The sequence below is a fragment of the Streptomyces coffeae genome (genome assembly GCF_016741875.1).
In the GTDB taxonomy this organism is placed as follows: Bacteria; Actinomycetota; Actinomycetes; order Streptomycetales; family Streptomycetaceae; genus Streptomyces; species Streptomyces coffeae.
Genome location: NZ_JAERRF010000007.1, coordinates 1 through 25,885 on the forward strand (window position 1 = coordinate 1; position 25,885 = coordinate 25,885).

Annotated in this window: 2 protein-coding genes; both read left to right on the forward strand. The window is 72.2% G+C overall.

What is annotated here, in order from left to right; translation table 11 throughout:
- On the forward strand, nt 1-7,489 hold a 7,489-nt coding region (locus JK363_RS13285), incomplete at its 5' end, for a type I polyketide synthase (RefSeq protein WP_201875075.1).
- Nucleotides 7,486-25,875 carry a type I polyketide synthase gene (locus JK363_RS13290; RefSeq protein ID WP_201875076.1) on the forward strand — a complete coding sequence of 6,130 codons (18,390 nt, stop codon included), beginning with the start codon at nt 7,486-7,488 and terminating at the stop codon, nt 25,873-25,875. The genes JK363_RS13285 and JK363_RS13290, both read left to right, overlap by 4 nt.
- Nucleotides 25,876-25,885: the final 10 nt, after the last annotated feature.

The following is a 25,885-nucleotide window of genomic DNA, read 5'->3' on the forward strand; positions in this document are numbered from 1 at the left end:
CTACGCCTTCCAACACCAACACTACTGGCTGGAACCCTCCTCCCTCCCGGACACCGACCTCGCCGCCGTCGGCCTGGAGCCGGTCGATCACCCCTTCCTGCGTGCCGAGATGCCGCTGGGCGATGCCGGCGCGCTCGTACTGACCGGCCGACTGTCCGTGAACCAGCAACCGTGGTTGGCCGACCACGTGGTGCTGGGCACTCCGATCCTTCCCGGAACCGGATTTCTGGCCCTGGCCTTGCACGCCGCGCAGCGAACCGGCGCCGGCCCGGTGGAAGAGCTCGTCGTGCGCGCCCCCCTGGTGGTGCCGGAGCACGGCGACACCCAGCTCCAGGTGGTGATCGATGCGCCGGACGGCACCGGTCGCCGTGCGCTGCGCGTGCTGTCCCGAGTGGGAGACACCGCCGGGAACGGCACCTGGACCCGGCACGCCGAAGGCACCGTTGCCCCACCTGCCGGGCTCTCGCCGGTCGGATCGGCGTCCGGAACCGGCTGGAACGGCGAGGCCGGTCCCGACGCACAGCCGATCGCCATCGCCACCGCATACGCGGAACTCACCCGCCGGGGGTACGACTACGGGCCGGCGTTCCGAGGACTGCAAGCCGTCCGACGCGGCGACGGCGAGGTGTTCGCCGACATCGTCCTGGGCGAGGCGGCGGGACACAGCGGCCCGGTGTTCGACCTGCATCCCGCCCTCCTGGACGCCGCCATCCAGGCCGCGCTGGTAGGCCTGTTCGGGACCGCGGGCGAGACATTGGTGCCGTTCGCGTGGAGTGGTGTCACCGTGCACACCGCGGCCCCGCCGGCCTTGCGGGCCCGCATCTCGAGGACCGGCGCCGACTCGGTGGCCATGATGCTCACCGACCCCGAAGGCAACCCGGTCGCGTCGATCGACTCGCTGGTGCTGCGGCCTGCGCCCGACGCTCCACGCACTCCATCGACGGATCAGAGCGAGGCGGCGCTGTTCCGGTTGTCGTGGCTGCCGAAGGAGGTCGGCGCCCACCCCGGCACCGGTCACTGGGCGATGGTGGGGGAGGACCCGCACGACCTCGGTGCCGAGCTGGCCGGTGACAGCTCACCGCTCGACCGGTACTCGGATCTCTCCGCGCTGCGGGCCGCGATGGCGGCGGGGGCCCCGACGCCGTCCACGGTGATCACCGTGGTTCCCCCGACCGACGTCACGGACGTCGGCGGCGCGCACCGCATCCTGCGACTGGTACAGGACTGGCTGGCCGACGAGACGATGGCCGACGCGCCACTGGTCGTCGTCACCACCGGTGCCGTCGACACGGGGGGCAACGGGCGCATTGATCTCGACAACGCGCCGGTCTGGGGTCTGCTGCGTGCCGCGCAGTCCGAGCACCCCGGCCGCATGGTGCTCGTCGACGTGGCGCCGGGCAGTGAGGGGGCCCGACGGCTCGCCGCCGCGGTAGCCACGGGGGAGCCGCAGCTGGCTCTGTCCGCCGAGGGCGTTCGTGTCCCGCGCCTCACGCGCCTGCCCGTGGATCCCGGCTCGCACCCCGCCGCCGAGAAGCCGATACCCGAGCGCGGAACCGTGCTGCTGACCGGGGCGTTCGGCCGACTCGGCCGGCTGCTCGCGCGGCACCTGGCCACCGAGCATGGAGTGACGAGCATGCTACTGGTCAGCAGGAGCGGCCCCGTCACGCCCGAGGCGCGCGCCTTGGTGGCCGAGCTGACCGCGCTGGGTCTGGACGTGCGAGCCGAAGCCTGCGATGTCGCCGACCGCGCCGAGCTCGCCGCGGTGCTTCGCGGGCTGCCTGCCGATCGACCCCTCACCGCTGTGGTCCACACGGCCGGTGTGCTCGACGACGGCGTGTTCACCGAGCTGAGTCCGCAGCGGCTCGACGCGGTCATGGGTCCGAAGGCGGTGGCGGCGAAGAACCTGCACGAGCTCACCGCCGACATGCCGCTGTCGGCGTTCGTGCTGTACTCCTCCATCTCGGGCCTGATCGGCGCAGCGGGCCAGGCCAACTACGCCGCCGCCAACACCTACCTCGACGCGCTCGCCCACCATCGCGCCCAGTTCGGACTCCCGGCGACGTCGCTGGCGTGGGGACTGTGGGATCAGCGGGGCGGTATGGCGGCGGCGCTCAGCGCCGGCGACCTCAACCGGATGGCTCGCTCCGGAATAGCGACGTTGTCCGAAACCGAGGGGCTCGCACTCTTCGACGCCGCTCTTCGGCGGAGCGAGCCGCTGATCGTGCCACTGCGGCTGGACACCGCCTCCGCCACGGACGGCGGGAACGTGCACCCGCTGCTCCGCGAACTGATCACGAGCGCGCCGCGCCCGGCTCGCCCAGCGGCCGTACCGGGCCGTCCGGACGGACCGCGCCGTGTCGGCGAGGACGTGACATCCCAGCCTGGGCGACTGCTGGAGTTGGTGCGCGCAGAGGCGGAGCGAGTACTCGGTTACGACGGGTGGGACTCGATCGGTGTCGACCGCACCTTCAAGGAACTCGGACTCGACTCGCTCACCGCCGTCGAGCTGCGCAACCGGCTCAACGCGATCACGGGATCGCGCTTGGGGACCACGGCCGTGTTCGACTACCCGACCCCACGGGCCCTTGCCGACCACTTGTCCGGCGAGCTCACCCCGAGCGGTGAGACAGCGGACACGACCAGTTCGCCGGCGAGCGACCCCGATGATCCTGTGGCGATTGTCGGGATGGCTTGCCGTTATCCGGGTGGGGTGGGTTCTCCGGAGGATTTGTGGTCGCTGGTGGTCGAGGGCAGGGAGGGGATTACTGGTTTTCCGGAGTTGCGTGGCTGGGATGTGGAGGGTTTGTATCACGCGGATCCGGATCATCCGGGGACGACGTATGCGCGTGGTGGCGGGTTCTTGCACGACGCGGGTGAGTTCGATGCCGGGTTCTTCGGGATCTCGCCCCGTGAGGCGACGGCGATGGATCCGCAGCAGCGGTTGTTGCTGGAGGTTGCCTGGGAGGCTTTCGAGCGCGCGGGTATCGACGCGGACTCACTGCGCGGCAGCCGGACCGGGGTGTTCTCCGGTGTCATGTACCACGACTACGCGCCGGCAGTGGACCTGGTTCCGGACCAGCTCAGCGGAGCGGTTCTGACCGGTAGCGCGGGCAGCGTGCTCTCGGGGCGGGTGGCGTACCAGTTCGGCCTGGAGGGGCCTGCCGTTTCGGTCGACACCGCGTGCTCGTCGTCACTGGTGACACTCCACCTGGCCGCACAAGCACTGCGGTCGGGCGAGTGCTCGCTCGCGCTGGCCGGCGGGGTCACGGTGATGTCCACCCCGATGACGTTCGTCGACCTGGGTCACCAGCGAGCCTTGTCCCCGGACGGCCGGTGCCGCGCGTTCGGCGCGGGCGCGGACGGCACCGGCTGGGCCGAGGGCGTCGGCCTCGTGGTGCTCGAGCGGTTGTCGGACGCACGCCGACAAGGCCACCAGGTACTCGCGGTGCTCAAGGGCTCCTCGGTGAACTCCGACGGCGCGTCGAACGGCCTGACCGCCCCGAACGGTCCCTCGCAGCAGCGGGTGATCCGCCAGGCGCTGGCCTCGGCTGGTCTGTCCACGTCGGACGTCGATGTGGTCGAAGGGCACGGCACCGGCACGAAGCTCGGCGACCCGATCGAAGCCCAGGCGCTGCTGGCCACCTACGGCCAGGACCGCGAAACCCCGCTGTGGCTGGGTTCGCTGAAGTCGAACATCGGGCACACCCAGGCTGCCGCCGGGGTCGGCGGCGTCATCAAGATGGTCATGGCGATGCGTCACGGCGTCCTGCCGCAGACGTTGCACGCCGAGCAGCCCTCGCCGTTCATCGACTGGTCGCAGGGAGCCGTCGCTCTGCTCGACCGGAACCACGACTGGCCGAGGACCGGTCGGCCCCGCCGTGCCGGCGTTTCTTCGTTCGGTATCAGTGGCACGAACGCGCACGTCATCCTCGAGCAGGCGCCGGAGCAGCCGGCGGCCGGGCAGTCGGACGCCGTGACGCGGCTCGGAGTCTCCGCCTTCCCGGTGTCAGGCCGGGGATTGGCGGCGTTGGCCGGCCAGGCAACCCGGTTGCGGGCCGCGCTGGCTGACTCACCGGACACCGACGTGGCCGGGTTCGGCGCGGGTCTGACCAACGGCGGGGCCACGCATTCCCACCGAGCTGTGGTGATCGCGGAGAACCGCCATGAGCTGCTGGCCGGCCTTGACGCGATCGCGGCGGGCCAGTCGGAGCACTCGGCCCTGGTGGTGGCGGGAGCCGGTGAAGCCGACCACGACGGCCCGGTCTTCGTGTTCCCCGGGCAGGGGGGCCAGTGGCTCGGGATGGGCATCGAGCTGTGGAGGAGCAGTTCGACGTTCGCGGAGCTGATGCAGACCTGCGACGAGGCGTTGGCGCCATGGGTCGACTGGGACGGGTTCTCGCTGTGGGACGTGCTCGCCGGGGTGCCAGGTGCGCCGAGCCTCGACCGGGACGACGTCGTCCAGCCGGCGCTGTTCGCGGTCGGGGTCTCATTGTCCCGGCTGTGGGCATCACTCGGCGTTCGACCCTCGGCTGTCGTCGGGCACTCCCAAGGTGAGTTCGCTGCTGCCGTGGCGGCGGAGGCGTTGTCGCTGACCGAAGGCGCACGCGTCGTGTCTCTGCGATCTCGGGTGCTTCGGCGTCTGGCAACGCAAGGCGGCATGGGCTGGGTGAACCGATCGGCAGACGAGGTGTGCGAACGCCTGGCCGATTATCCCGCGCTCGGCGTCGCCGCGGTGAACGGACCGATGTCCACAGTTGTCTCCGGGGCCACCGCCGAGCTCGATCAACTCTTGTCGGTCTGGGAGTCGGAGGGAGCGCGGGTCCGGCGCGTACCGATCAACTACGGGTCGCATTCGGCGGTAGTAGAGGTCATCCGGGCTGAGCTGGCCGACACGCTGGGTGTGGTCGAGTGCTCGCCCGGCACGGTTCCGTTCTACTCGACGGTGACCGGCTCGTTGCTCGACGGCCGGAAGCTCGACGCCGACTACTGGTACCGGAACCTGCGCGAGATGGTGCGTTTCGCGGAGGTGGTTGACCAGCTGCTCAGCGACGGGCATCGATCGTTCCACGAAGTGGGCGCGCACCCGGTACTCGTCAATTCGATACAGGAGCTCGCCGAGGCCAAGGGGACGTCGGTCACGACGGTCGGAACGCTCCGTCGCGGCCACGGCGGCGCGCGGGAATTCCTGCGCAACGCCGCCGAGGCGTTCGTGGGTGGCGTCGACGTGCGGTGGTCCGACCTGTTCCCCTCGGGTCAGCAGCCGGTGCAGCTGCCCACTTACGCCTTCCAGCACACCCATTACTGGATCGAGACGCCGCCCAGCCGCTCGTCTCGTGGCACCGAAGTCGACACCCGGTTCTGGAAGATGGTCGACCAGGGCGACCTCGACGGACTGACCACGGCGCTCGCCCTCTCCGACGACGCCGGCCGATCCTCGCTGGGCACCGTGCTCCCGGCCCTGTCGTCGTGGCGTGAGCGCAGCCGGCAGCAGGCGACGCTGGCCGGCTGGCAGTACCGCGTCGCCTGGCGCCCCACCGAAGGATCGGACCGAACGCTCACCGGCCGTTGGCTGGTCGTGGTGCCGGCGGACATCGCCGAGCCGACGTGGCTTGAGCAGGTCATCGCAGTGCTGAGCGCCCGAGGGGCTCAGGTCAGCCGGGTCGATGTCCCCCGAGCGGCGGATGTCGAGGCGGTCCGTCACGAGCTCGTCACGGCGCTGGACGGCGAACCGGCCGGGGGTATCTTGTCGTTGTTGGCGATTGACACAGCCGAGGACACCGACGCCGTATCCCTGCCGGTCGGCCTGAGCGGCACGCTCGCGTTGGTGCGGTCGGTGAGTGAGCTCGGCTTGTCGACCCCGATCTGGTGCGTGACCCAGGATGCGGTCGCCGTCCGGCCGGGAGACGCCGTTACCCAGCCCCGGCAGGCCGCGCTGTGGGGGTTCGCCCGGCATGCGGGGTTGGAGCAACCCGTGTCGTGGGGTGGCGTCGTCGACCTGCCACGCGAGGTCGGCCAAGCGGACCTGGTGGCGCTGGCCGGGGCGCTCGGAGACGGCGAGAGTGAGCTGGCGGTGCGAGGCGGCGCGGTGTTCTGCCGCCGGCTGACCCGGGTCACCGCACCCGCGCTCCGGACGAATCAGCCGCTCGAGCGCAGCGCTCTGGTCACCGGCGGCACCGGCGCTCTCGGGGCGGAGGCGGCGCGCTGGCTCGTCCGGCGCGGCGCGCGACACCTTGTGCTGGCCAGCCGTCGTGGCCCGGCCGCACCCGGCGCAGCCGAGCTGGCTGCCGAGCTGACCGAGCGGGGTGCCTCGGTGTCGGTGGTCGCCTGCGACGTGGCCGATCGGGCGCAGCTCGCCGACCTGCTGGCCAACTGGCCGGTCGAACATCCGCTGACCACGGTCGTGCACACCGCGGGCGTGCTCGACGATGGCATCATCGACCGGCTCACCCCGGAACGCTTCGAGCGGGTGTTCCGCCCGAAGGTGGCCGCCGCGTGGCACTTGCACGAGCTGACGAGAGACCGCGACCTCGTCGACTTCGTCCTGTTCTCGTCGTTCGTCGGCACGGTCGGCCCGGCCGGCCAGGCCAACTACGCCGCCGCGAACAGCTCGTTGGACGCACTGGCCGCGCACCGCAGGGCTCTCGGTCTGACCGGGACTTCCATCGCCTGGGGACTCTGGCAAGGCCCAGGGATCGCCGACCGCGACGGAGTGGAGCACCGGCTGGCGGCCCGCGGCCTGCGCGCGATGGACCCGCGCGGCGCCGTCCAGGCCATGGGCCAGGTGATCGACCGCGATGAGACGGCCGTGGTCGTGGTGGACGTCGAGTGGTCCTCGTTCGCCACCGAGCTCGTCGGCACTCGATCGATGTCGCTCCTCGCCGAGCTGCTCGAGGCGAGGGAGGACGACCCCGAAGGGTCGGCGGACGGAGCGGCCGACACCGGTGTTCGCGAGCGGCTCGTCGGCCTGCCCGCCACCGAGCGGACGTATGCGATCACCGACCTCGTCCGGGCCACGGTGGCGGCCGTGCTGGGACATACCGACGTCAGCTCGGTCGAGTCAGGGCGCAGTTTCCAGGAAACCGGTTTTGACTCGCTCACCGCCTTGCGGCTTCGGAACCGGCTTGGCGTGGCGACCGGCTTGCAGCTACCCGCCACGCTGATCTTCGATTACCCGACGCCCGCCTCTGTCGCGGAGCTGGTGTACGCCGAGCTGTTCGGCGAGGACACCGGGACCCACGGGAGCGAGACCGGTGAGGGCGTCGACGACGCAGGGTTGAAGAAGATCATCGACCGCATTCCGATCGCCTCGCTGAGGCAGGCCGGGCTGGTGGACGCCTTGCTCCGGTTGGCTGAGACCGCTCCCGGGGGCGAGCCGGCCGACAGCGCCGGGTCCACGACCGCGATCGACTCGATGGACATGGCTGATCTCATACGCGCCGCATACGGCCAAGCCGACGCGAGCGACCGAGCGGAGGGGCCGACCTCATGACCACCCCGTCCATGAACGAGCTCGTTGACGCGCTGCGCAACGCACTCAAGGAGAACGAGCGAATCCGGCAGCGGCTCGGCGACGTCGAGGCGCAGAACCGGGAGCCGATCGCCATCGTCGGCATGGCCTGCCGCTACCCGGGGGACGCCGACAGCCCCGAAGCCCTGTGGCAGCTCGTGGCCGACGGTACCGACGCGGTGTCCGGCTTCCCGACGGACCGCGGCTGGAACCTGGACGAGCTCTACGACCCCGACCCCCAGAAGGTGGGCCGGACGTACTCCCGGGGCGGCGGTTTCCTGCGGTCGCCGGACCTGTTCGACCACGAGTTCTTCGCCATCCCCCCTCGGGAAGCGACCGTGATGGACCCGCATCAACGGCTGCTCCTGGAGACCTCGTGGGAGGCTTTTGAACGAGCCGGGATCAGCGCCGACGCGGTACGAGGAAGCCAGACCGGCGTGTACGTCGGCGTCAGCTACCAGGACCACATCTCGCTGCGCACCGTGCCGTCGACCTACGAGGGCTACGTGCTGACCGGCAACATCGCCAGCGTCGTCTCCGGACGGCTGTCCTATGCGTTCGGTCTGCAGGGGCCCGCGGTCACCGTGGACACGGCGTGCTCCTCCTCGCTGGTCGCGCTGCACCTGGCCGCCCAGGCGCTGCGCTCGCAGGAGTGCTCGCTCGCCCTGGTCGGCGGGGCGACGATCATGTCGGGCCCGGCTTCGCTGATCGAGTTCGCCCGGCAGCGCGGGATCGCCCCGGACGGCCGGTGCAAGGCCTTCAGCGACGAGGCCGATGGCATGGGCTGGGCGGAAGGCGTCGGCGTGCTCGTGGTCGAGCGGCTGTCCGACGCCCAGCGCAACGGCCACCAGGTGCTGGCCCTCGTGACAGGCTCCGCCCTCAACCAGGACGGCGCCTCCAACGGCCTCACCGCGCCGAACGGCGCGGCTCAGCGCCAGGTGATCCGGGCCGCGCTGGCCAACGCCGGTGTGGCCTCGACCGACATCGACGCGGTCGAGGCGCACGGCACCGGCACCAGGCTGGGCGACCCGATCGAGGCCCGGGCCCTGCTGGACACCTACGGCCGGGAGCGAACGGCGGACACGCCGTTGTGGACCGGATCGCTGAAGTCGAACATCGGACACTCGCAGGCGGCGGCCGGCGTCGGCGGCGTGATCAAGATGGTTATGGCCATGCGCCACGGGGAGTTGCCCAGGACGCTGCACGCCCAGCGGCCGACCTCCCACGTGGACTGGTCGGCGGGGACGGTCCGGCTGCTCACCGACCAGCGGCAGTGGCCCGACCGGGGCCGTCCCCGGCGTGTCGCGGTGTCGTCGTTCGGGATCAGCGGGACCAACGCGCACGTCATCCTGGAGCAGGCTCCCGATGACCCGGTCGAGGCCGCGTCCGTGCCGACGGGGCGGGCCCGCACCGGTCCGTGGCCGTTCGTGGTGACCGGCCGGGGCGCCGCCGCGCTGCGCGGTCAGGCCGAGGAGCTGCGCTCCTTCGTCGAGCGCCACCCGGAGCTGGAGCCGGCCGACGTCGGACGAAGCCTGGTCACCACCCGCGCCGTGCTGGCTGACCGTGCCGTGGTGGTCGCCGAGGACAGGGCGGCCCTGCTGGCCGGTCTGTCCGCACTGGCCGCCGGCACGGACAGTCCCGCGGTGCACGTCGATCGGGCGAGGGAAGGCCGCCTGGCGATGGTCTTCACCGGCCAGGGTGCCCAGCGCGCCGGAATGGGGCGAGAGCTGGCGGCGCGGTACCCGGTGTTCGACGCGGCGCTGGACGAGGTCTGCGGAGTGGTCGACGAGCTGCTGGGCCGATCGCTGCGTGAGCTGATGTGGGAGGGTGGTCCACTGCTGGACCGCACCGAATTCGCCCAGCCGGCGCTGTTCTGCTTCGAGGTCGCACTGTTCCGGCTCGTCCAGTCGTGGGGCATCCGGCCCGAGTTCGTCGCCGGTCACTCGATCGGCGAGATCAGTGCCGCGCACGTGGCCGGCGTGCTGTCCCTTGCCGACGCCGGTCGCATGGTCGTGGCGCGCGGCCGGTTGATGCAGGCGCTGCCCGACGGCGGTGCCATGGTCGCGGTGAACGCCGCCCCGGATGTGGTGGCCCCGCTGGTCGCGGCCGCGGACGGGGTGTCCGTGGCCGCGGTGAACAGCCCTGACTCGGTCGTGGTGTCCGGTGCGGAGGAACCGGTGGCAGAGGTCGTGGCCCAGTTGGCCGCGGCCGGGTACCGGACCCGTCGGCTCACGACCAGCCACGCGTTCCACTCGCCACTGATCGACCCGGTGCTCGAGGACTTCCGGGCCGTCGTCGCCGGACTCACCTTCGGCGCGCCCGACATCCCGGTGGTGTCCACCCTCACCGGTGCCCTGGCCGATGCGGCCACGCTCGGCGAGCCCGAGTACTGGGTCCGGCAGGCACGCGAGCAGGTGCGTTTCGCCGACGGGGTGGCCACCCTGCACGAGCGAGGCGTCACCCGCTTTTTGGAGCTGGGACCGGACGCGGTGCTCTCGGCCATGGTCCGGGAATGCCTGTCCACCGACCGGCGGGTGACGGCGGTGGCCGCGTCCCGCCGTGACCGGCCCGAGGCCGTTGCCCTGCTCGACGCGGTCGCTCGCCTCTTCACCGGCGGCGGCGAGGTGAGCTGGGCGGCGCTGTTCCCCGACGAGAGCCGGCGGGTCGACCTGCCGACCTACGCCTTCCAGAGGCATCGGCACTGGCTGCCGCGCGACGGCTCCGTCGCCCCGGCTCCCTCGGACCCGCCTTCGGCCGCCACGCCCGAGCCGAGCACCGACGCCCGGGTCACGGACGTGCTGGCCGTCGTGGACCAGCGTCGCGTCGTGAACGATCTGTTGCGGACCTCGGTCGCCTTGGTGCTTGGCCTCGACTCGCCGGCCGATGTCGACCTCGAGAGCACTTTCCAGGACCTGGGCTTCAGCTCGCTCGCGGCGGTGGAGCTGCGGGATCGGCTGAACGCGGCGCTCGATCTCGGGCTGGCCGGCACCGTGGCCTTCGACTACCCCACCCCCGCGGCCCTTGCGTCGTACCTGGTCGGACTGGTGACCGACGCGACTGACGAGGAACCCGGCACGGCCGTCCCCCTTGCCGCGTTCGCCGACGACCCGATCGTCGTGGTCGGCATGGCCTGCCGCTACCCGGGTGGGGTCGGCTCGCCGGAGCAGCTGTGGGAGCTGGTGGACGGCGGGCGCGACGCGGTGTCGGGGCTGCCGACCGACCGAGGCTGGGACCTCGACACCTTGCTGCACCCGGATTCGATGCGTCAGGGCGCCACCCACGTGCGGGGCGGTGGCTTCCTCGACGACGTGGCGCAGTTCGACGCGCGGTTCTTCGGGATCTCGCCGCGCGAGGCGGCCTCGATGGACCCGCAGCAGCGGCTGTTGCTGGAACTGACCTGGGAAGCGTTGGAGCGGGCCGGGATCGACCCGAAGTCGGTGCGGGGCAGCCAGACCGGTGTGTTCGCCGGCACCAGTGACCAGGACTACGCGGACCTGCTCCGCGGCAGCGCCGAGCTGGCCGACGGTTACCTGCTCACCGGGACTTCCGCCGCGGTGCTCGCCGGGCGGGTCTCCTACCAGTTCGGCCTGGAGGGGCCGGCGTTGACGGTCGACACGGCCTGCTCGTCCTCGCTGGTGGCGATGCACCTGGCCGCGCAGGCGCTGCGTTCCGGGGAGTGCGCGCTGGCACTGGCCGGCGGGGCCACCGTCATGGCGACCCCGGTCGACCTGCAGGAGTTCGACAAGCAAGGGCTGTCCGCCGACGGTCGTTGCAAGGCGTTCGGCGCGGGCGCCGATGGGACCGGTTTCGCCGAGGGCGCCGGCCTGTTGGTGCTGGAGCGGCTCTCCGATGCCCGCCGGAACGGCCACTCCGTGCTGGCCGTGCTCCGTGGCTCGGCGATCAACCAGGACGGTGCCTCCAACGGCCTCACCGCGCCCAACGGCCTTGCCCAGCAGCGGGTCCTTCGACAGGCACTGGCCAACGCCGGCGTGCGCCCCGACGAGGTGGACGCGGTGGACGGGCACGGCACCGGCACGGTGCTCGGCGACCCAATCGAGATCAAGGCGCTGCAGGTCGTGTACGGCCGGCACCGAGGGGAGGGTGAGCCCCTCTGGCTGGGCTCGCTCAAGTCCAACATCGGCCACTCCCAGGCAGCGGCCGGGGTCGGCAGCGTCATCAAGATGATCACGGCGATCCGGCACGGTGTGCTGCCGAAGACCCTGCACGTGGACCGGCCCTCGGAGCACGTCGACTGGGAGAGCGGAACGGTCCGGCTGCTCGGCGACGCCCGGCCGTGGCCGACGACCGGGCGTCCCCGACGGGCAGCGGTGTCGTCGTTCGGGGCGAGCGGGACGAACGCGCACGTCATCATGGAGCAGGCTCCGGACACTGAACCCGAGGTCGAACCGGCGGATCGGTCCCACGCGCCGCAGGTGCTGCCGCTGCCGCTGCCGCTGCTGCTCAGCGGCCGCGGCGAAGCCGCGCTGCGCGGTCAGGCGGTGCGGTTGCGCGAGCACCTCCTGACACTCGGGGCCACCGGCCCGGCGGAGCTGGCCGACGTGGCGTTCTCACTGGCCAGCACCCGCTCCTCGCTGGATCACCGGGCCGTGGTGCTCGGCGCTGACCTCACCGAACTCCTGTCCGGGCTGGATGACCTGGTGGCAGGCACCACCCCGGTCACCGGACCCGTCAGCTCCGGCAACACCGATCCGGTGTTCGTGTTCCCGGGGCAGGGCGGGCAGTACGTCGGGATGGCCCTGCGGCTGTGGGACTCCTCGCCGGTCTTCGCCGCGTCCATGGCGGAGTGCGAGGCGGCGCTCGCGCCGTACGTGGATTGGCACGGCCACACCCTGCGCGATCTTCTGGCCGGCGCGGACGGCGTGGACCTCGAGCACGCCGAGCAGGTCCAGCCGATGCTGTTCGCGGTCATGGTCTCGCTCGCCCGGTTGTGGATCTCCCGAGGGGTGGTGCCCTCCGCGATCATCGCGCACTCCGTGGGAGAGGTCGCGGCCGCGCACATCGCCGGCATCCTCACCCTCGCCGACGCGGCCCGGGTCCTGACCGCGCGGGCGCGCGTGTCCGGCCAGGTGACCGGGTACGCCACGCTCTGGGTCGGGCTGCCGGTCGAGCAGGTGCGCGACCAGGTCGCACGGCTGACCGACGTGCACGTCAGCGCGATCAACGGTCCGCGATCGGTCGTCGTGACCGGTCCGCTCGACCGAGTCGCCGCGCTGCGGGCCGAGTACGAGGCCGCCGGTGTCCGCGCGCGTCCCATCCCGATGGACTACCCGACGCACTCCCCGGACATGGCGATGGTCGAGGACGAGCTCCTCGCGCTCCTGAGCGACATCCGCCCGGCCACCGCCTCGGTGCCGTACTACTCCACGACGTTCGCCCGCCGGGTGGAGGGCGACGAGCTCGACGGCCGGTACTGGTTCACCAACCTCGTGCAGCCGGTACGGTTCCACGACACCGCCGCCGTGCTGCTGGCCGACGGGTATCGCGTGCTGCTGGAGGTGGCCCCGCACCCGCTGCTGGCTCCCGCGATCGAGGAGACCGCCGAGGAGCGCGGCGTCGAGGCGACCGTGCTGACGACCCTCCGCCGCGGCGAGGGCGACCCGGAGATGTTCCTGCGATCGGTGGCTGCCGCGTGGCGGGCCGGGCTCACCGTGGACTGGTCCGCGGCCTTCGCCGGCACCGGGGCGCGGCGGGTCGACCTGCCGACCTACGCCTTCCAGCGGCAGCGCTACTGGCCGACTGCGTCGGCGTCCGCGCCCGGCGACCTGGCCGCCAGTGGCCTCGAACAGGTCGATCACCCTCTGCTCGGGGCGAAAATGACTCTGGCGGGTGGCGCCGGCTTCCTGTTCACCAGCCGGCTCTCGCTGCACGCTCACCCGTGGCTCGTCGACCACGCGCTTTTCGATCGACCGCTGCTGCCCGGTACGGCGTTCCTCGAGCTGGCGATCCGCGCAGCCGATGAGGCGGGCCTCGGCCGGCTGGAGGAGCTGACCATCGAGGCGCCGCTGATCCTGCCGAGCCGGCACGACGTGCTGGTCCAAGTGCTCGTCGGGGCTCTCGACGGCGACGGCCGCCGCACCGTCGAGGTCTACTCCCAGTCGGCGGAACCCGGCGAGGCCGTGGGTGCCTCGTGGACGCGGCACGCGTGGGGGAGCGCGGTGCCCGGCGACAGTCCGGAGCCGGCGCCGTGGCCGACAGACGTGACCTGGCCGCCGACCGGGGCAACCGAACTGGACGTCGCCGGATCGTACGAGCGGCTCAGCGCGCTCGGTTACCACTACGGCTCCGCCTTCACCGGGCTGCGCCGGGCCTGGCGGATGGGTGACCAGGTCTTCGCCGAGGCGGAGCTGCCCGAGGGACTCGCGGCCGATGCGGTGCGTTTCGGCCTGCACCCGGCCCTGATGGACACCGGTCAGCACAGCCTGGCGTTGGACCAGCTCGACTCGCGGGGGGCTGACCCGGACAACCCCGGCGTGCGAGCGCCGTTCTTGTGGTCCGGGGTGCGGCTGCTCGCCTCGGGCGCCGCGGCACTGCGGCTCGTGTTCTCCCCGACGGGGCCATCCTCGTGGTCGGTGGACGGGTTCGACAGCGCCGGTCGCCCGGTACTGAGGGTGGACTCACTGGTCGCCCGGGAGGTTTCCGCCGAGCAACTGCGCGACGTCGACACCGCACACCGCGACGCGCTGTTCGAGCTCGGCTGGGTGCAGTGCGGACCGGCCGAGGCCGGTCCGGGGGCGAGCGCCGAAGGACCGATCGGCTGGGTGGTGCCGTCCGATCCGGCGCAGACCGCGCCGTCGGAGGACGAGCACACGGTCGATGTGTGGTTCCACCCCGACCTGGCCGCGCTCGGCTCGGCGGTGGACGGTGGCGCGCCGCTGCCCGAGCTGGTGGTGCTGCGCGTTCCCGGCCGCCGGGCACCCGAGTCGACGGTCGACTCGGTGCACACCGCGGTGAACGGCACGTTGCGGGTGCTGCAGGACTGGCTCGCCGATGCCCGGTGGGAGCGGTCGCGACTGGTCGTGGTGACCGACGGCGGACTCGTGGGTGCGGCGGTCGGTGGTCTGGTGCGCTCCGCACAGTCGGAGAACCCGGAGCGGGTGGTTCTCGTCGAGCAGGCGTTCGCCGATCCGGAGCCGGCCGGGGCGCGGTCGGTGGAGGCGCTCGCCCGCGCCGCGGTCGAATCGGGTGATCCGGAGGTGTCGGTTCGCGACGGACGGCTGTGGTCGCCCCGCCTGAACAGGGTCGCCGCCGAGGCGCTCCCGGAGCCCGCCGGGCCGGCGCCGGACGAGCGGTCTTCGGTGTGGGGCACGGGGACCGTGCTGCTGACCGGGGCGTCCGGCGTGTTGGCCGGGTTGGTGGCCGAGCACCTCGTGGCCGAGTGCGGGGTGCGACGGCTGGTGCTGGTGTCGCGGCGGGGTCCGGCCGCTCCGCGTGCCGATGAGCTGGTCGAGCGGCTGACCGAGGCGGGTGCCTCGGTGCGGATGGTCGCGTGTGACCTCGCCGTTCGCCAAGAGGTGATGGACCTCGTCGGCTCGGTGCCGCCGGAGTTCCCGCTCAGCGCCGTGGTGCACTGCGCGGGTGTGCTCGACGACGCGACCGTGGGTTCACTGACCCCCGACCGGGTCGATGCGGTGCTGCGGCCCAAGGTGGACGGTGCCTGGCACCTGCACGAGGCCACCCAGGACGCCGAGCTGTCGGCGTTCGTGCTGTTCTCCTCGGCCGCGTCGGCGTTCGGCGCCGCCGGCCAGGCGAACTACGCGGCGGCCAACGCGTTCTGCGACGAGCTGGCCGAGCACCGGCGGACACTCGGCCTACCGGCGGTGTCGATCGCCTGGGGGTGGTGGGCCGAGGCCAGTGGGATGGGCAGCCACCTCGGAACCCAGGACCGGGCCCGGATGGCCCGCACCGGCATCCGCCCGGTGGACAACGACTTCGGTCTCACCCTGTTCGACGCGGCCGCCCGCCGACAGGGCCGGGTCATCGCCGCCCCGTTCGACCTCGCCGGCCTGTCCACCGCGGCCACGGTCCCGGGACTGCTGCGCGGGCTGGTGCGCCGTCCGGCGCGGCGGGTCGTCGAACCCCACCTGGCCGGTGGGGCCGGACCTCGCGAGGGCCTGGCGGCACTGGAGCCGGCCGAGCGCGACCAGGTCGTCGCCGAGCTGGTGCGCACCCATGCCGCGGCCGTGCTCGGGCACTCCGCAAGCAACGCCATCGACGACCGGCAGCCCTTCACCGCTCTGGGGTTCGACTCACTGACCGCGGTGGAGCTGCGCAACCGGCTCAACACGGCCACCGGGCTGCGGTTGCCGGCCACACTGATCTTCGACTACCCCTCCCCGGCCGCCCTGATCGAGTTCGTGCGGGGCGAGATCGGCGGCGAGGCGGCCGCCCCGGCCCGGCCGGCCGTCAGCGCGACCGCGGCCAGGACCGGAGACGACCCGATCGCGATCGTGGGCATGGCCTGCCGCTTCCCGGGTGGGGTGAGTTCGCCCGACGGGCTCTGGGACGTCGTCGCCGAGGGCCGGGACGTGATCGGCGCCTTCCCCACCGACCGGGGCTGGAACCTGGCCGAGCTCTACCACCCGGACCCCGATCATCCCGGGACCACCTACACCCGTGAGGGTGGCTTCCTGCACGACGCCGACCAGTTCGACCCCGAGTTCTTCGGCATCTCGCCGCGCGAGGCAATCACGATCGACCCGCAGCAGCGGCTGTTGCTGGAAACGGCCTGGGAGTCCCTCGAGAACGCGGGCATCGATCCCACCTCGCTGCGTGGCGGCCCGACCGGCGTGTTCGTCGGGCTGATGTACCACGACTACGGCTCGCGGCTGCACACCAAGCCCGAGGAGCTCGAGGGCTACCTGGGCAACGGCAGCGCCGGGAGCATCGCGTCGGGCCGGGTCGCCTATGAGTTCGGCTTCGAGGGCCCCGCTGTGACGGTGGACACGGCGTGCTCGTCATCGCTGGTCAGCATGCACTTGGCGGCGCAGGCGCTGCGGTCGGGGGAGTGCTCGCTCGCGCTGGCTGGCGGCGTGACGGTGATGGCGACGCCCGACCTGTACGTGGAGTACAGCCGGCTGCGCGCGAACGCTGCGGACGGTCGGTGCCGGGCGTACGGCGCGGACGCGGACGGCACCGGCTGGTCCGAAGGCGCGGGCCTGGTGGTACTGGAGCGGCTGTCCGACGCGCGGCGCAACGGACACCAGGTGCTGGCACTGCTGGCCGGCTCGGCGCTGAACCAGGACGGCGCGTCGAACGGGCTGACCGCCCCCAACGGTCCGTCCCAGCAACGGGTGATCCGCCAGGCCCTGGCCAGCGCCGGGTTGTCCGCCTCCGACGTGGACGTCGTCGAGGGACACGGCACGGGGACCCGGCTGGGCGATCCGATCGAGGCCCAGGCGTTGCTGGCCACCTACGGCAGCGAGCACACCGAGGACGCGCCGCTCTGGCTGGGGTCGATCAAGTCGAACATCGGTCACACGCAGGCGGCGGCGGGCATCGCCGGCACGATCAAGATGATCATGGCGATGCGGCACGGGATCATGCCCAAGACCCTGTTCACGGAGACCCCGTCGCCGCAGGTCGACTGGTCGTCGGGCACGATCGCGCTGCTCGACCGGGCTCGGGAGTGGCCGGATCGTGGTCGGCCCCGCCGGGTGGGGGTGTCCTCCTTCGGCGTCAGCGGGACCAACGCACACGTCATCCTGGAACAGCCCCCGGCCGAGTTCACCGCCCCGGCCCCGCCTCCCGCGGCGACCCTGCCGGTGTGGCCGCTCGTGCTGACCGCTCGCGGGCCTGCGGCCCTGCGGGGTCAGGCGGATCGACTGTGCTCCTCCCTGCGCGACCGGTCCGACGTGGCGTTGGCGGACGTCGCCTACTCCCTGGTGGCCGACCGGGCCGGCCACGACCACCGGGCGGTACTGCTCGCCTCCGACCGCGCGCAGGCCCTGGAGCGGTTGGCGGAGTACGCGCACGGGGGCGACGGAGCCGGGGTCGTCGCCGATGTGGCCCGGCGGGGCCCGCTGGCGATGGTGTTCACCGGTCAGGGCGCGCAGCACCCCGGCATGGGCTCGGAACTGCACCGGCAGTTCCCGGTCTTCGCGGCCGCGTTGGACCAGGTGTGCGATCAGCTGGATCCTGCCGTCCGGGCGGCCATCCTCGGCGACGGGGAGAATCGGCTCGACGCCACGGAGATCGCCCAACCGGCGCTCTTCGCGGTCGAGGTCGCGCTGTTCCGGCTGTTCGAGTCCTGGGGTGTCCGGCCGGACTTCCTCACCGGTCATTCGGTGGGCGAGATCGCGGCTGCGCACGTCGCCGGCGTGCTGTCGCTGCCGGATGCGTGCCGGCTGGTGTCGGAGCGTGGCCGGCTGATGGCGCGGCTCGACCCGGGCGGTGTGATGGTCTCGGTGACCGCCGGCGAGCAGGTGGTCGCCCCGCTGGTCGCGCAGTACGCCGAATCGGTGTCGATCGCGGCGGTCAACACCCCCGGTTCGGTGGTGCTCTCGGGGCTCGAGCCGGCCGTCACCGAGATCGTGCGGCGCCTGACCGAGGACGGATACCGCACGAAACAGCTCGTCGTCAGCCATGCGTTCCATTCGCCGCTCATGGACCCGATGCTCGACGAGTTCCGCGCCCTGGTCCATGGCCTGGCATTCCAGCCGCCCCGCATTCCGATGGTGGGCGGCGAGGAGGTGACGGACCCGGAGTACTGGGTGCGGCACGTGCGAGACACGGTGCGGTTCGCCGACACGGTGTCCGAACTGCACGGCGCCGGCGTCACCCGGTTCCTCGAGATCGGCCCCGACGCGCCGTTGACCGGCGCGATCCGCGAGTGTCTCGTCGAGCCGGACGTCGTCGCAGTCCCCAGCCTGCGTCGGCACCGCGACGAAGCCGACACGGTGCTCACCGCACTCGGCACGTTGTTCGCCGCCGGAGTGGAGGTCGACTGGCCGGCCCTGTTCGACGGCACCGGAGCTCGGCACACCCCGCTTCCCACGTACGCGTTCCAGCACCAGCGGTACTGGCTCGACATCCCCGAGCCGCCGGCCGATCTCGCCGCGGTGGGCCTCGACCCGCTCGACCATCCACTGCTGTTGGCCGGCGTGGAGTTCGCCGGCGGCGAGGCCGTGCTGCTGACCGGCCGGCTGGCGCCGCAGACCCAGCCTTGGCTGGGGGAGCACGTGCTGTTCGAGCAGGCCCTGCTACCCGGCACCGCCTTCGTGGACGTGGCGCTGCGGGCGGCCGAGCAGGTCGGCTGCACCGTGCTCGACGAGCTGACGATCGAGGCGCCCCTGCTGATCGCTGCGGCGGGCTCGGTCGCGCTGCAGATTCTGGTGGAAGCGGCCGACGAGGGGGGCCGTCGGAAGATCACGATCTCCGCCCGCCCCGACGGCGACGCCGACGACACCCCCTGGACACGGCACGCCACCGGAACGGTGTCCGGCACGGGGAGCCTGCCGGAACCCGATCCGCTCACCGAATGGCCGCCGCGGGGAGCCGACGTCGTCGACGTCGACGGCGCGTACGACCTGTTCGCCGAGGCGGGCCACGACTACGGGCCGACGTTCCAGGGGCTGGTGGCCTGCTGGCGGAGCGGTGCGGAGCTCTACACCGAGGTGGCGTTGCCGCCGAGCGGGACCGACGCCGAGCGCTTCGGCGTTCACCCGGCGTTGCTGGATGCCGGTCTGCACGGCGGCGTGCTCCGGGCCCTCACCTCCGACACCCCCCAGGGTCTGGTGCCGTTCTCCTGGGCCGGAGCGCGGCTGTTCGCCTCGGGCGCCACCGCGCTGCGCATCCGGGTCCGACCGGTGGCCACCGACACGGTCGCCCTGGACGCCTTCGACGACACCGGCGCTCCCGTCTTCAGTGTGGCGGCGCTGTCCTCACGCTCGGTGTCCGCCGACCAGCTCCGCGCCGCCGCGTCCCGCGACGACTCGCTGTTCGAGATCAGTTGGGTCGAGTGTGGCCGGGTCGACGACATCGCGCCCCGCTCCGAGGCCACCGTGCTGGATGGCCCGCTCAAGCTCGCGGAGCTGATGTCCGGGCGGGACGAGGTAGCCGAGGTTCCGGCCCTCGTGGCGGTGTCGGTACCGGGGGAGGGGCTCGCCGTCACCGCCGACGTCCACGCGGCGGTGAACAGCGTGCTGCGCTCGGTGCAGACGTGGCTGGCCGATCCCGCCTGGGAGTCCTCGCGGCTGGTGGTGGTGACGACCGACAGCCTGACCGGCGCGGCCGTGCGGGGCCTGCTGCGCTCGGCACAGTCGGAGAACCCCGACCGCATTGTCCTGGTCGAGGGTGGCGCCGACGCGACCACCACCGCGGCGCTGCACGCGGCCGTGGAATCGGGTGAGCCGGAGGTCTCGGTGCGCGGCGGCGTGCTCCGGGCCCCGCGGCTGGCCCGCCTGGGAACCACCGACCCCGTGCAAGCCACCTCGTGGTCGGCCGGAACCGTACTGATCACCGGTGCCTCGGGTGCGCTCGCAGGGCACGTGGCTCGATACCTCGTCACCGACCACCACGTGCGACATGTGTTGCTGACCTCCCGACAGGGCGACAACTCGCCCCGGACCGTCCGGCTTGCTGCCGAGCTGGCGGAGCTCGGCGCCGCGGTGCGCGTCGTCGCCTGCGATGTCGCCGACGGCGAGCAGGTCGCGGCCCTGGTGCGCTCGGTGGAGCCCGAGTTCCCGCTCACCGCGGTGCTGCACTGCGCCGGAGTGCTGGACGACGGCGTGTTCGACTCCCTGACCACCGACCGGGTCGACGCGGTGCTGGCCCCCAAGGTCGACGGTGCCTGGCACCTGCACGAACTGACCCGGGAGCTGGACCTCTCCGCGTTCGTGCTGTTCTCCTCCTCCGCCACGGCCTTCGGAGCACCGGGCCAGGCCAACTACGCCGCCGCCAACGCCTTCCTCGACGCGCTGGCCGTCGAGCGACACCGGCAGGGCCTCCCCGCGGTCTCGATCAGCTGGGGCTGGTGGGGCGAGAGCAGCGGTATGACCGAGAACCTCAACGAGACCGACGTGGCTCGCATGGGGCGGGGCGGGATGCTGCCGATGGCGACCGCCCAGGGCCTCGAGTTGCTGGGCAAAGCGGCCGATTTGGCTCGCCCGAACGTGATGGCCGCTCGCCTCGACCTGGCCGCTGTGCGGTCGGCCGGCACGGTGCCCGCCCTGCTGCGTGGCCTGGTGCGGCGTCCGGCCCGGCGCGCGGCAACATTGTCGGTGGCGGGACGGGAGGCGGTGCGACTGGCCGGTTCCTCCGTGGCCGACCAGGTGAAGGCCATCGGCGAACTGGTGCGCGAGCAGGTCGCCGCCGTGCTCGGCCACCCGAGCGGCGCCTCGGTCGACATGACCCGCGCCTTCCACGACGTCGGGTTCGACTCGCTCACCGCGGTCGAACTGCGCAACCGGCTCAACACGGCCACCGGGCTGCGGCTGCCGGCGACGCTGGTGTTCGACCACCCCACCCCTGAGGCGCTGGCCGCATTCGTCAGGTCCGAGCTGGTGGGCGACGAGGTCGACACCGTCGACGTCACTCCGGCCGGGCCTGTCACCGCGATCGGTGACGACCCGATCGTGATCGTCGGCATGGCCTGCCGGTACCCGGGCGAGGTGAACTCGCCGGACGAACTGTGGAGGCTGGTGGCCGAGGGCCGCGACGGGATCACCGGCTTCCCGGTCGACCGCGGCTGGGATCTGGCCGGCCTCTACGACCCGGATCCCGACCAGGTCGGCACGACGTACTCCCAGGGGGGCGGGTTCCTCAACCACCTGGCCGAGTTCGACTCCGACTTCTTCGGCATCTCGCCGCGCGAGGCCATCGCCATCGACCCACAGCAGCGGTTGTTGCTGGAGACGGCCTGGGAGTCGTTCGAGAACGCCGGCATCGTCCCCTCCGTCCTGCGCGGCGGCCCGGTCGGGGTGTTCGTGGGTGCGAACGGGAGCGACTACCCCGCACTGCTGACCCGCGACTCCGGTGACTTCGGCGGCCGGGTGCTGACCGGCAACGCGGCCAGCATCATCTCCGGGCGGTTGTCCTACGAGTTCGGATTCGAGGGGCCGTCCGTCTCCATCGACACGGCGTGTTCGTCCTCGCTCGTGGCCATGCACCTGGCGGCCCAGGCGCTGCGCTCCGGCGAGTGCTCGCTGGCGCTGGCCGGCGGGGTCGCCACGATGGCCACCCCCGCCATGTTCGTGGAGATGGCGCGGCAGCGGGGCTTGTCCCCGGACGGTCGGTGCCGGGCCTTCGGTGCCGGAGCGGACGGCACCGGTTGGGCCGAGGGCGTGGGCCTGCTCGTGCTGGAGCGACTCTCCGAGGCCCGCCGCAACCACCATCGCGTGCTGGCTGTCCTGGCCGGCTCGGCGGTCAACCAGGACGGCGCCTCGAACGGCCTCACCGCGCCCAACGGCCCGTCGCAGCAACGGGTCATCCGCGCCGCGCTGGCCAATGCCGGCCTGTCGGCGAGCGAGGTCGACGTGGTGGAGGGACACGGCACCGGGACCCGGCTCGGCGATCCCATCGAGGCGCAGGCCCTGTTGGCCACCTACGGACGCGAACGTGAGTCCGGCACCCCGCTGTGGCTGGGTTCGATCAAATCGAACATCGGGCATTCGCAGGCCGCCGCCGGCGCCGCCGGAACCATCAAGATGATCATGGCGATGCGGCACGGTCTGTTGCCCCGGACGCTCCACGCCGAGACCCCGTCCCCTGAGGTCGATTGGTCCTCCGGTGGGGTGGCACTGCTGGACCGGGCCCGTGACTGGCCCGAACAGGGCCATCCGCGGCGGGCGGGCGTGTCCGCGTTCAGCCTCAGTGGAACCAACGCGCACATCATCCTGGAACAACCGCCCGAGGATTTCCGCACACCGCCGACGGCGCCGGCCCCGAACGAGGGCTCCGCGAGCAGGCGGGTGCAGCCGGTGGTGTTGTCGGCCCGGGGGTCGGCAGCCCTGCACGCCCAGGCGGCGCGCCTCCACGCCCACGTGACCGACCGGCCCGAATTGACGCCGGCCGACATCGCGCGGTCGCTGGTGACCGACCGCGCGATGCACGATCACAGGGCGGTGGTGCTCGCTGCCGACCGCGAGCAACTGCGCGAGCGACTCGCGGCGTTCGCCGACCACACCGCCGCACCTGGCGCGGAGGCCACCGGTGTGGCCGGCAGCGGTGGTCTGGCCGTTGTCTTCACCGGCCAGGGGTCACAACGAGGTGGGATGGGCCGGGAACTCCACCGCGATTTCCCGGTTTTCGCGGCGGCGTTCGACGCGGTGTGCGCGGCTTTGGACCCGTCGCTGCGGGACATGATCTTCGATGAGGGCGAGGCCCGGCTGAACACCACCGAGTTCGCCCAGCCCGCGCTGTTCGCGATCGAAGTGGCTCTCTTCCGGCTGTTCGAGTCCTGGGGCATCCGGCCCGACTTCGTCACCGGCCATTCCGTCGGCGAGATCACCGCCGCCCACGTGTCGGGCGTGCTGTCGCTGACCGATGCCTGCGCGTTGGTCACCGCGCGGGCCCGGCTCATGCAGGGGCTCGCACCGGGCGGGATCATGATGTCCGTCAACGCCGGTGAGGACGTGGTGGCGCCGCTCGTGGCCGAGCAGGGCGCCGGGGTATCGATCGCCGCGGTCAACACCCCGGAGTCGGTGGTCATCTCCGGCACCGAACTCGCCGTCAGCGAGATCGGACAACGCCTCCGCGACGCCGGACACCGCACGAAGCAGCTGGCCGTCAGCCACGCGTTCCACTCCCCGCTCATGGACCCCATGCTCGCGGAATTCCGGGCCGCGCTCGACGGTCTGGAGTTCCAGCCACCGCGGATACCGATGACCAGCAGCGAAGTGGCCACCCCCGAGTACTGGGTCCAGCACGTCCGGAACGCGGTGCGGTTCGCCGACACGGTCTCCGAACTCCGGGCCGGCGGGGCGACCCGCTTCCTGGAGCTGGGGCCGGACGCGACCCTGACCGGTCTGGTCCGCGAATGCGTGACGGGTGGGGATGTCGTCGCCGTGCCAAGCCTCCGGCGAGGCCGTCCCGAGACCGAATCCGTGCTCGCCGGACTGAGCACCCTGTTCGCCACCGGGGTCGAGGTCGACTGGCCGGCTCTGTTCCCCGCGGCCGGCGCGGGCCAGACACCGCTGCCGACGTACGCGTTCCAACACACGCGCTACTGGCCGGACACGCCGGAGACACCGGCCACGACAACAGCCGACCCGGACGCCGTGGACAGCCGGTTCTGGGGATTGGTGGAACAGGGCGACCTCGACGCGCTGAGCGCCGAGCTGGACACCGAGGAACGGGACGGCCTCGGCGCCGTGCTGCCCGCACTGACCCGGTGGCGCCTCGGCCGGCGTGAGAAGACGGTGGTGGACAGCTGGCGGTACCGGTTGAGCTGGCGGCCCGTGCCGACCCGGCCCGAGGGCACGCTCACCGGCACCTGGTTGCTGGTGGTGCCCGCCGGCCACCGCGACGATGCCTGGGTCGCGCCGATCGAAGCGGCGATGACCGCCGCCGGGGCCGAGGTCCGTGGCCTGGAGGTCGGCGAGCACAATCTGGATCGGGCCGCGCTGGCGACCCGGCTCGGCGAGCCGCCGCTCGCCGGGGTGGTCTCGTTGCTGGCGGTGGAGCAGTCCCGCGTCCCGGGACACCCGGGCGTGCCGGTCGGTCTGGCCGCCACGGTGAGCCTGGTCCAGGCGTTGGAGGACCGCGAGATCGACGCGCCCCTGTGGTGTCTCACCCAGGGCGCGGTGAACGTCGTCCCCGGCGACGACCTCGACCATCCCGACCAAGCCCTGCTGTGGGGCTTCGGACGGACCCTCGCACTGGAACGCCCCGACCGCTGGGGCGGTCTGGTCGACCTGCCGGTCACCCCCGACGACGCCTCGGCGGCGGGGCTGATCCGCCTGCTGGGTGACGGCGGCACCGGGGAGCAAGCAGCGCTGCGGGACGGCGCCGTTCTGGGCGGCCGGCTGGTCCGCGCCGACCCGGATGAGCCGCCGCGTCGGAAATGGCGACCGTCGGGCAGCGTGTTGGTCACCGGCGGCCTCACCGGCCTGGGCGCCCGCACCGCGCGCTGGCTGGCCGAGCAGGGCGCGCCTCACCTCGTGCTCACTTCCCGCCGGGGGCGTGAAGCGCCGGGCGCCATCGAGCTCGAAGCCGACCTCACCGCCCTGGGCTCCTCGGTGACCATCGCCGCCTGCGACGTCGCCGACCGGGGCGAGGTGAAGACCTTGCTCGCGAACCTTCCCCACGACCTGCCGTTGACCGCCGTGTTCCACAGCGCGGGGGTGGCCAACGACGGCGTCATCACCGAGCTGACTCTCGACAGGCTGAACAACGTGCTACGGCCCAAGGTGGAGGGAGCGTGGAACCTCCACGAGCTGACCCAGGACCTGGACCTCTCGGCCTTCGTGCTGTTCTCCTCGGCCGCCGGCCTCATCGGCTCACCCGGCCAGTCGCACTACGCGGCAGGGAACGCCTTCCTCAACGCCCTGGCCCACCACCGGCGGGCGCGCGGTCTGCCGGCCACGACGATCGGCTGGGGCCTGCTGGCCGGCGGAGGCATGGCCGACGACACCGGCGCGACCGACCGGGCGAGCCGTCGGGGTCTGCACCCGATGGATCCCGGCCAGTCGCTGGCCGGACTGCGGCGAGCACTGGACCACGACGAGACCTACATCGCCATGACGCACGTGGACTGGACCCGATTCATCAAGGCGACCGCAGGCACCGTCAAGTGCACGGTCATCAGTGACCTGCCCGAGTACCGGGCGGCGTTCCCGGTGGCCGCCGCGGGGGATCGGCTCGCCGAGCCGAACGGCGGGTCCCGGTCCTGGGCGCGGCTGGACGCTCTGGACGGCGCCGAACGTGACGCCGTGCTAATGGAGTTGGTGCAGGCGCAGGTGGCCGAGGCGCTCGGTCACAGCTCGACCGAGGCCCTGTCGCCGACCAAGGCGTTCGTCGAACTGGGTTTCGACTCCCTCGCCGCGGTCGAGCTGCGCAACCGGCTCGTCGCGGCGGCCGGGCTGACGCTGCCGGCGACCCTCACCTATGACCACCCGACCTTGCTGGCGCTCCGTGACCACCTGCGGACGGCGATGTTCGGCGCGGACGCCGACCAGGCCGAGTCCGCGCTGGCCGAGCTCGACCGGCTGGAGGAGGTGCTCTCGGCAGTGACGGCAGACGACGGCATCGACGAGGCGGCCAAGAACCAGGTGCTGCGGCGAGTCCAGAAGATGGCCGCCGCGCTCGCCGATCAAGGCGGCCATTCCGAGCAGAGCCAGCTCATCGCGAACGCCGACGACAACGAACTGTTCGACTTCATCAATCGAGAATTGGGCGGTCCCAGCCAGTGAACCGAGACCA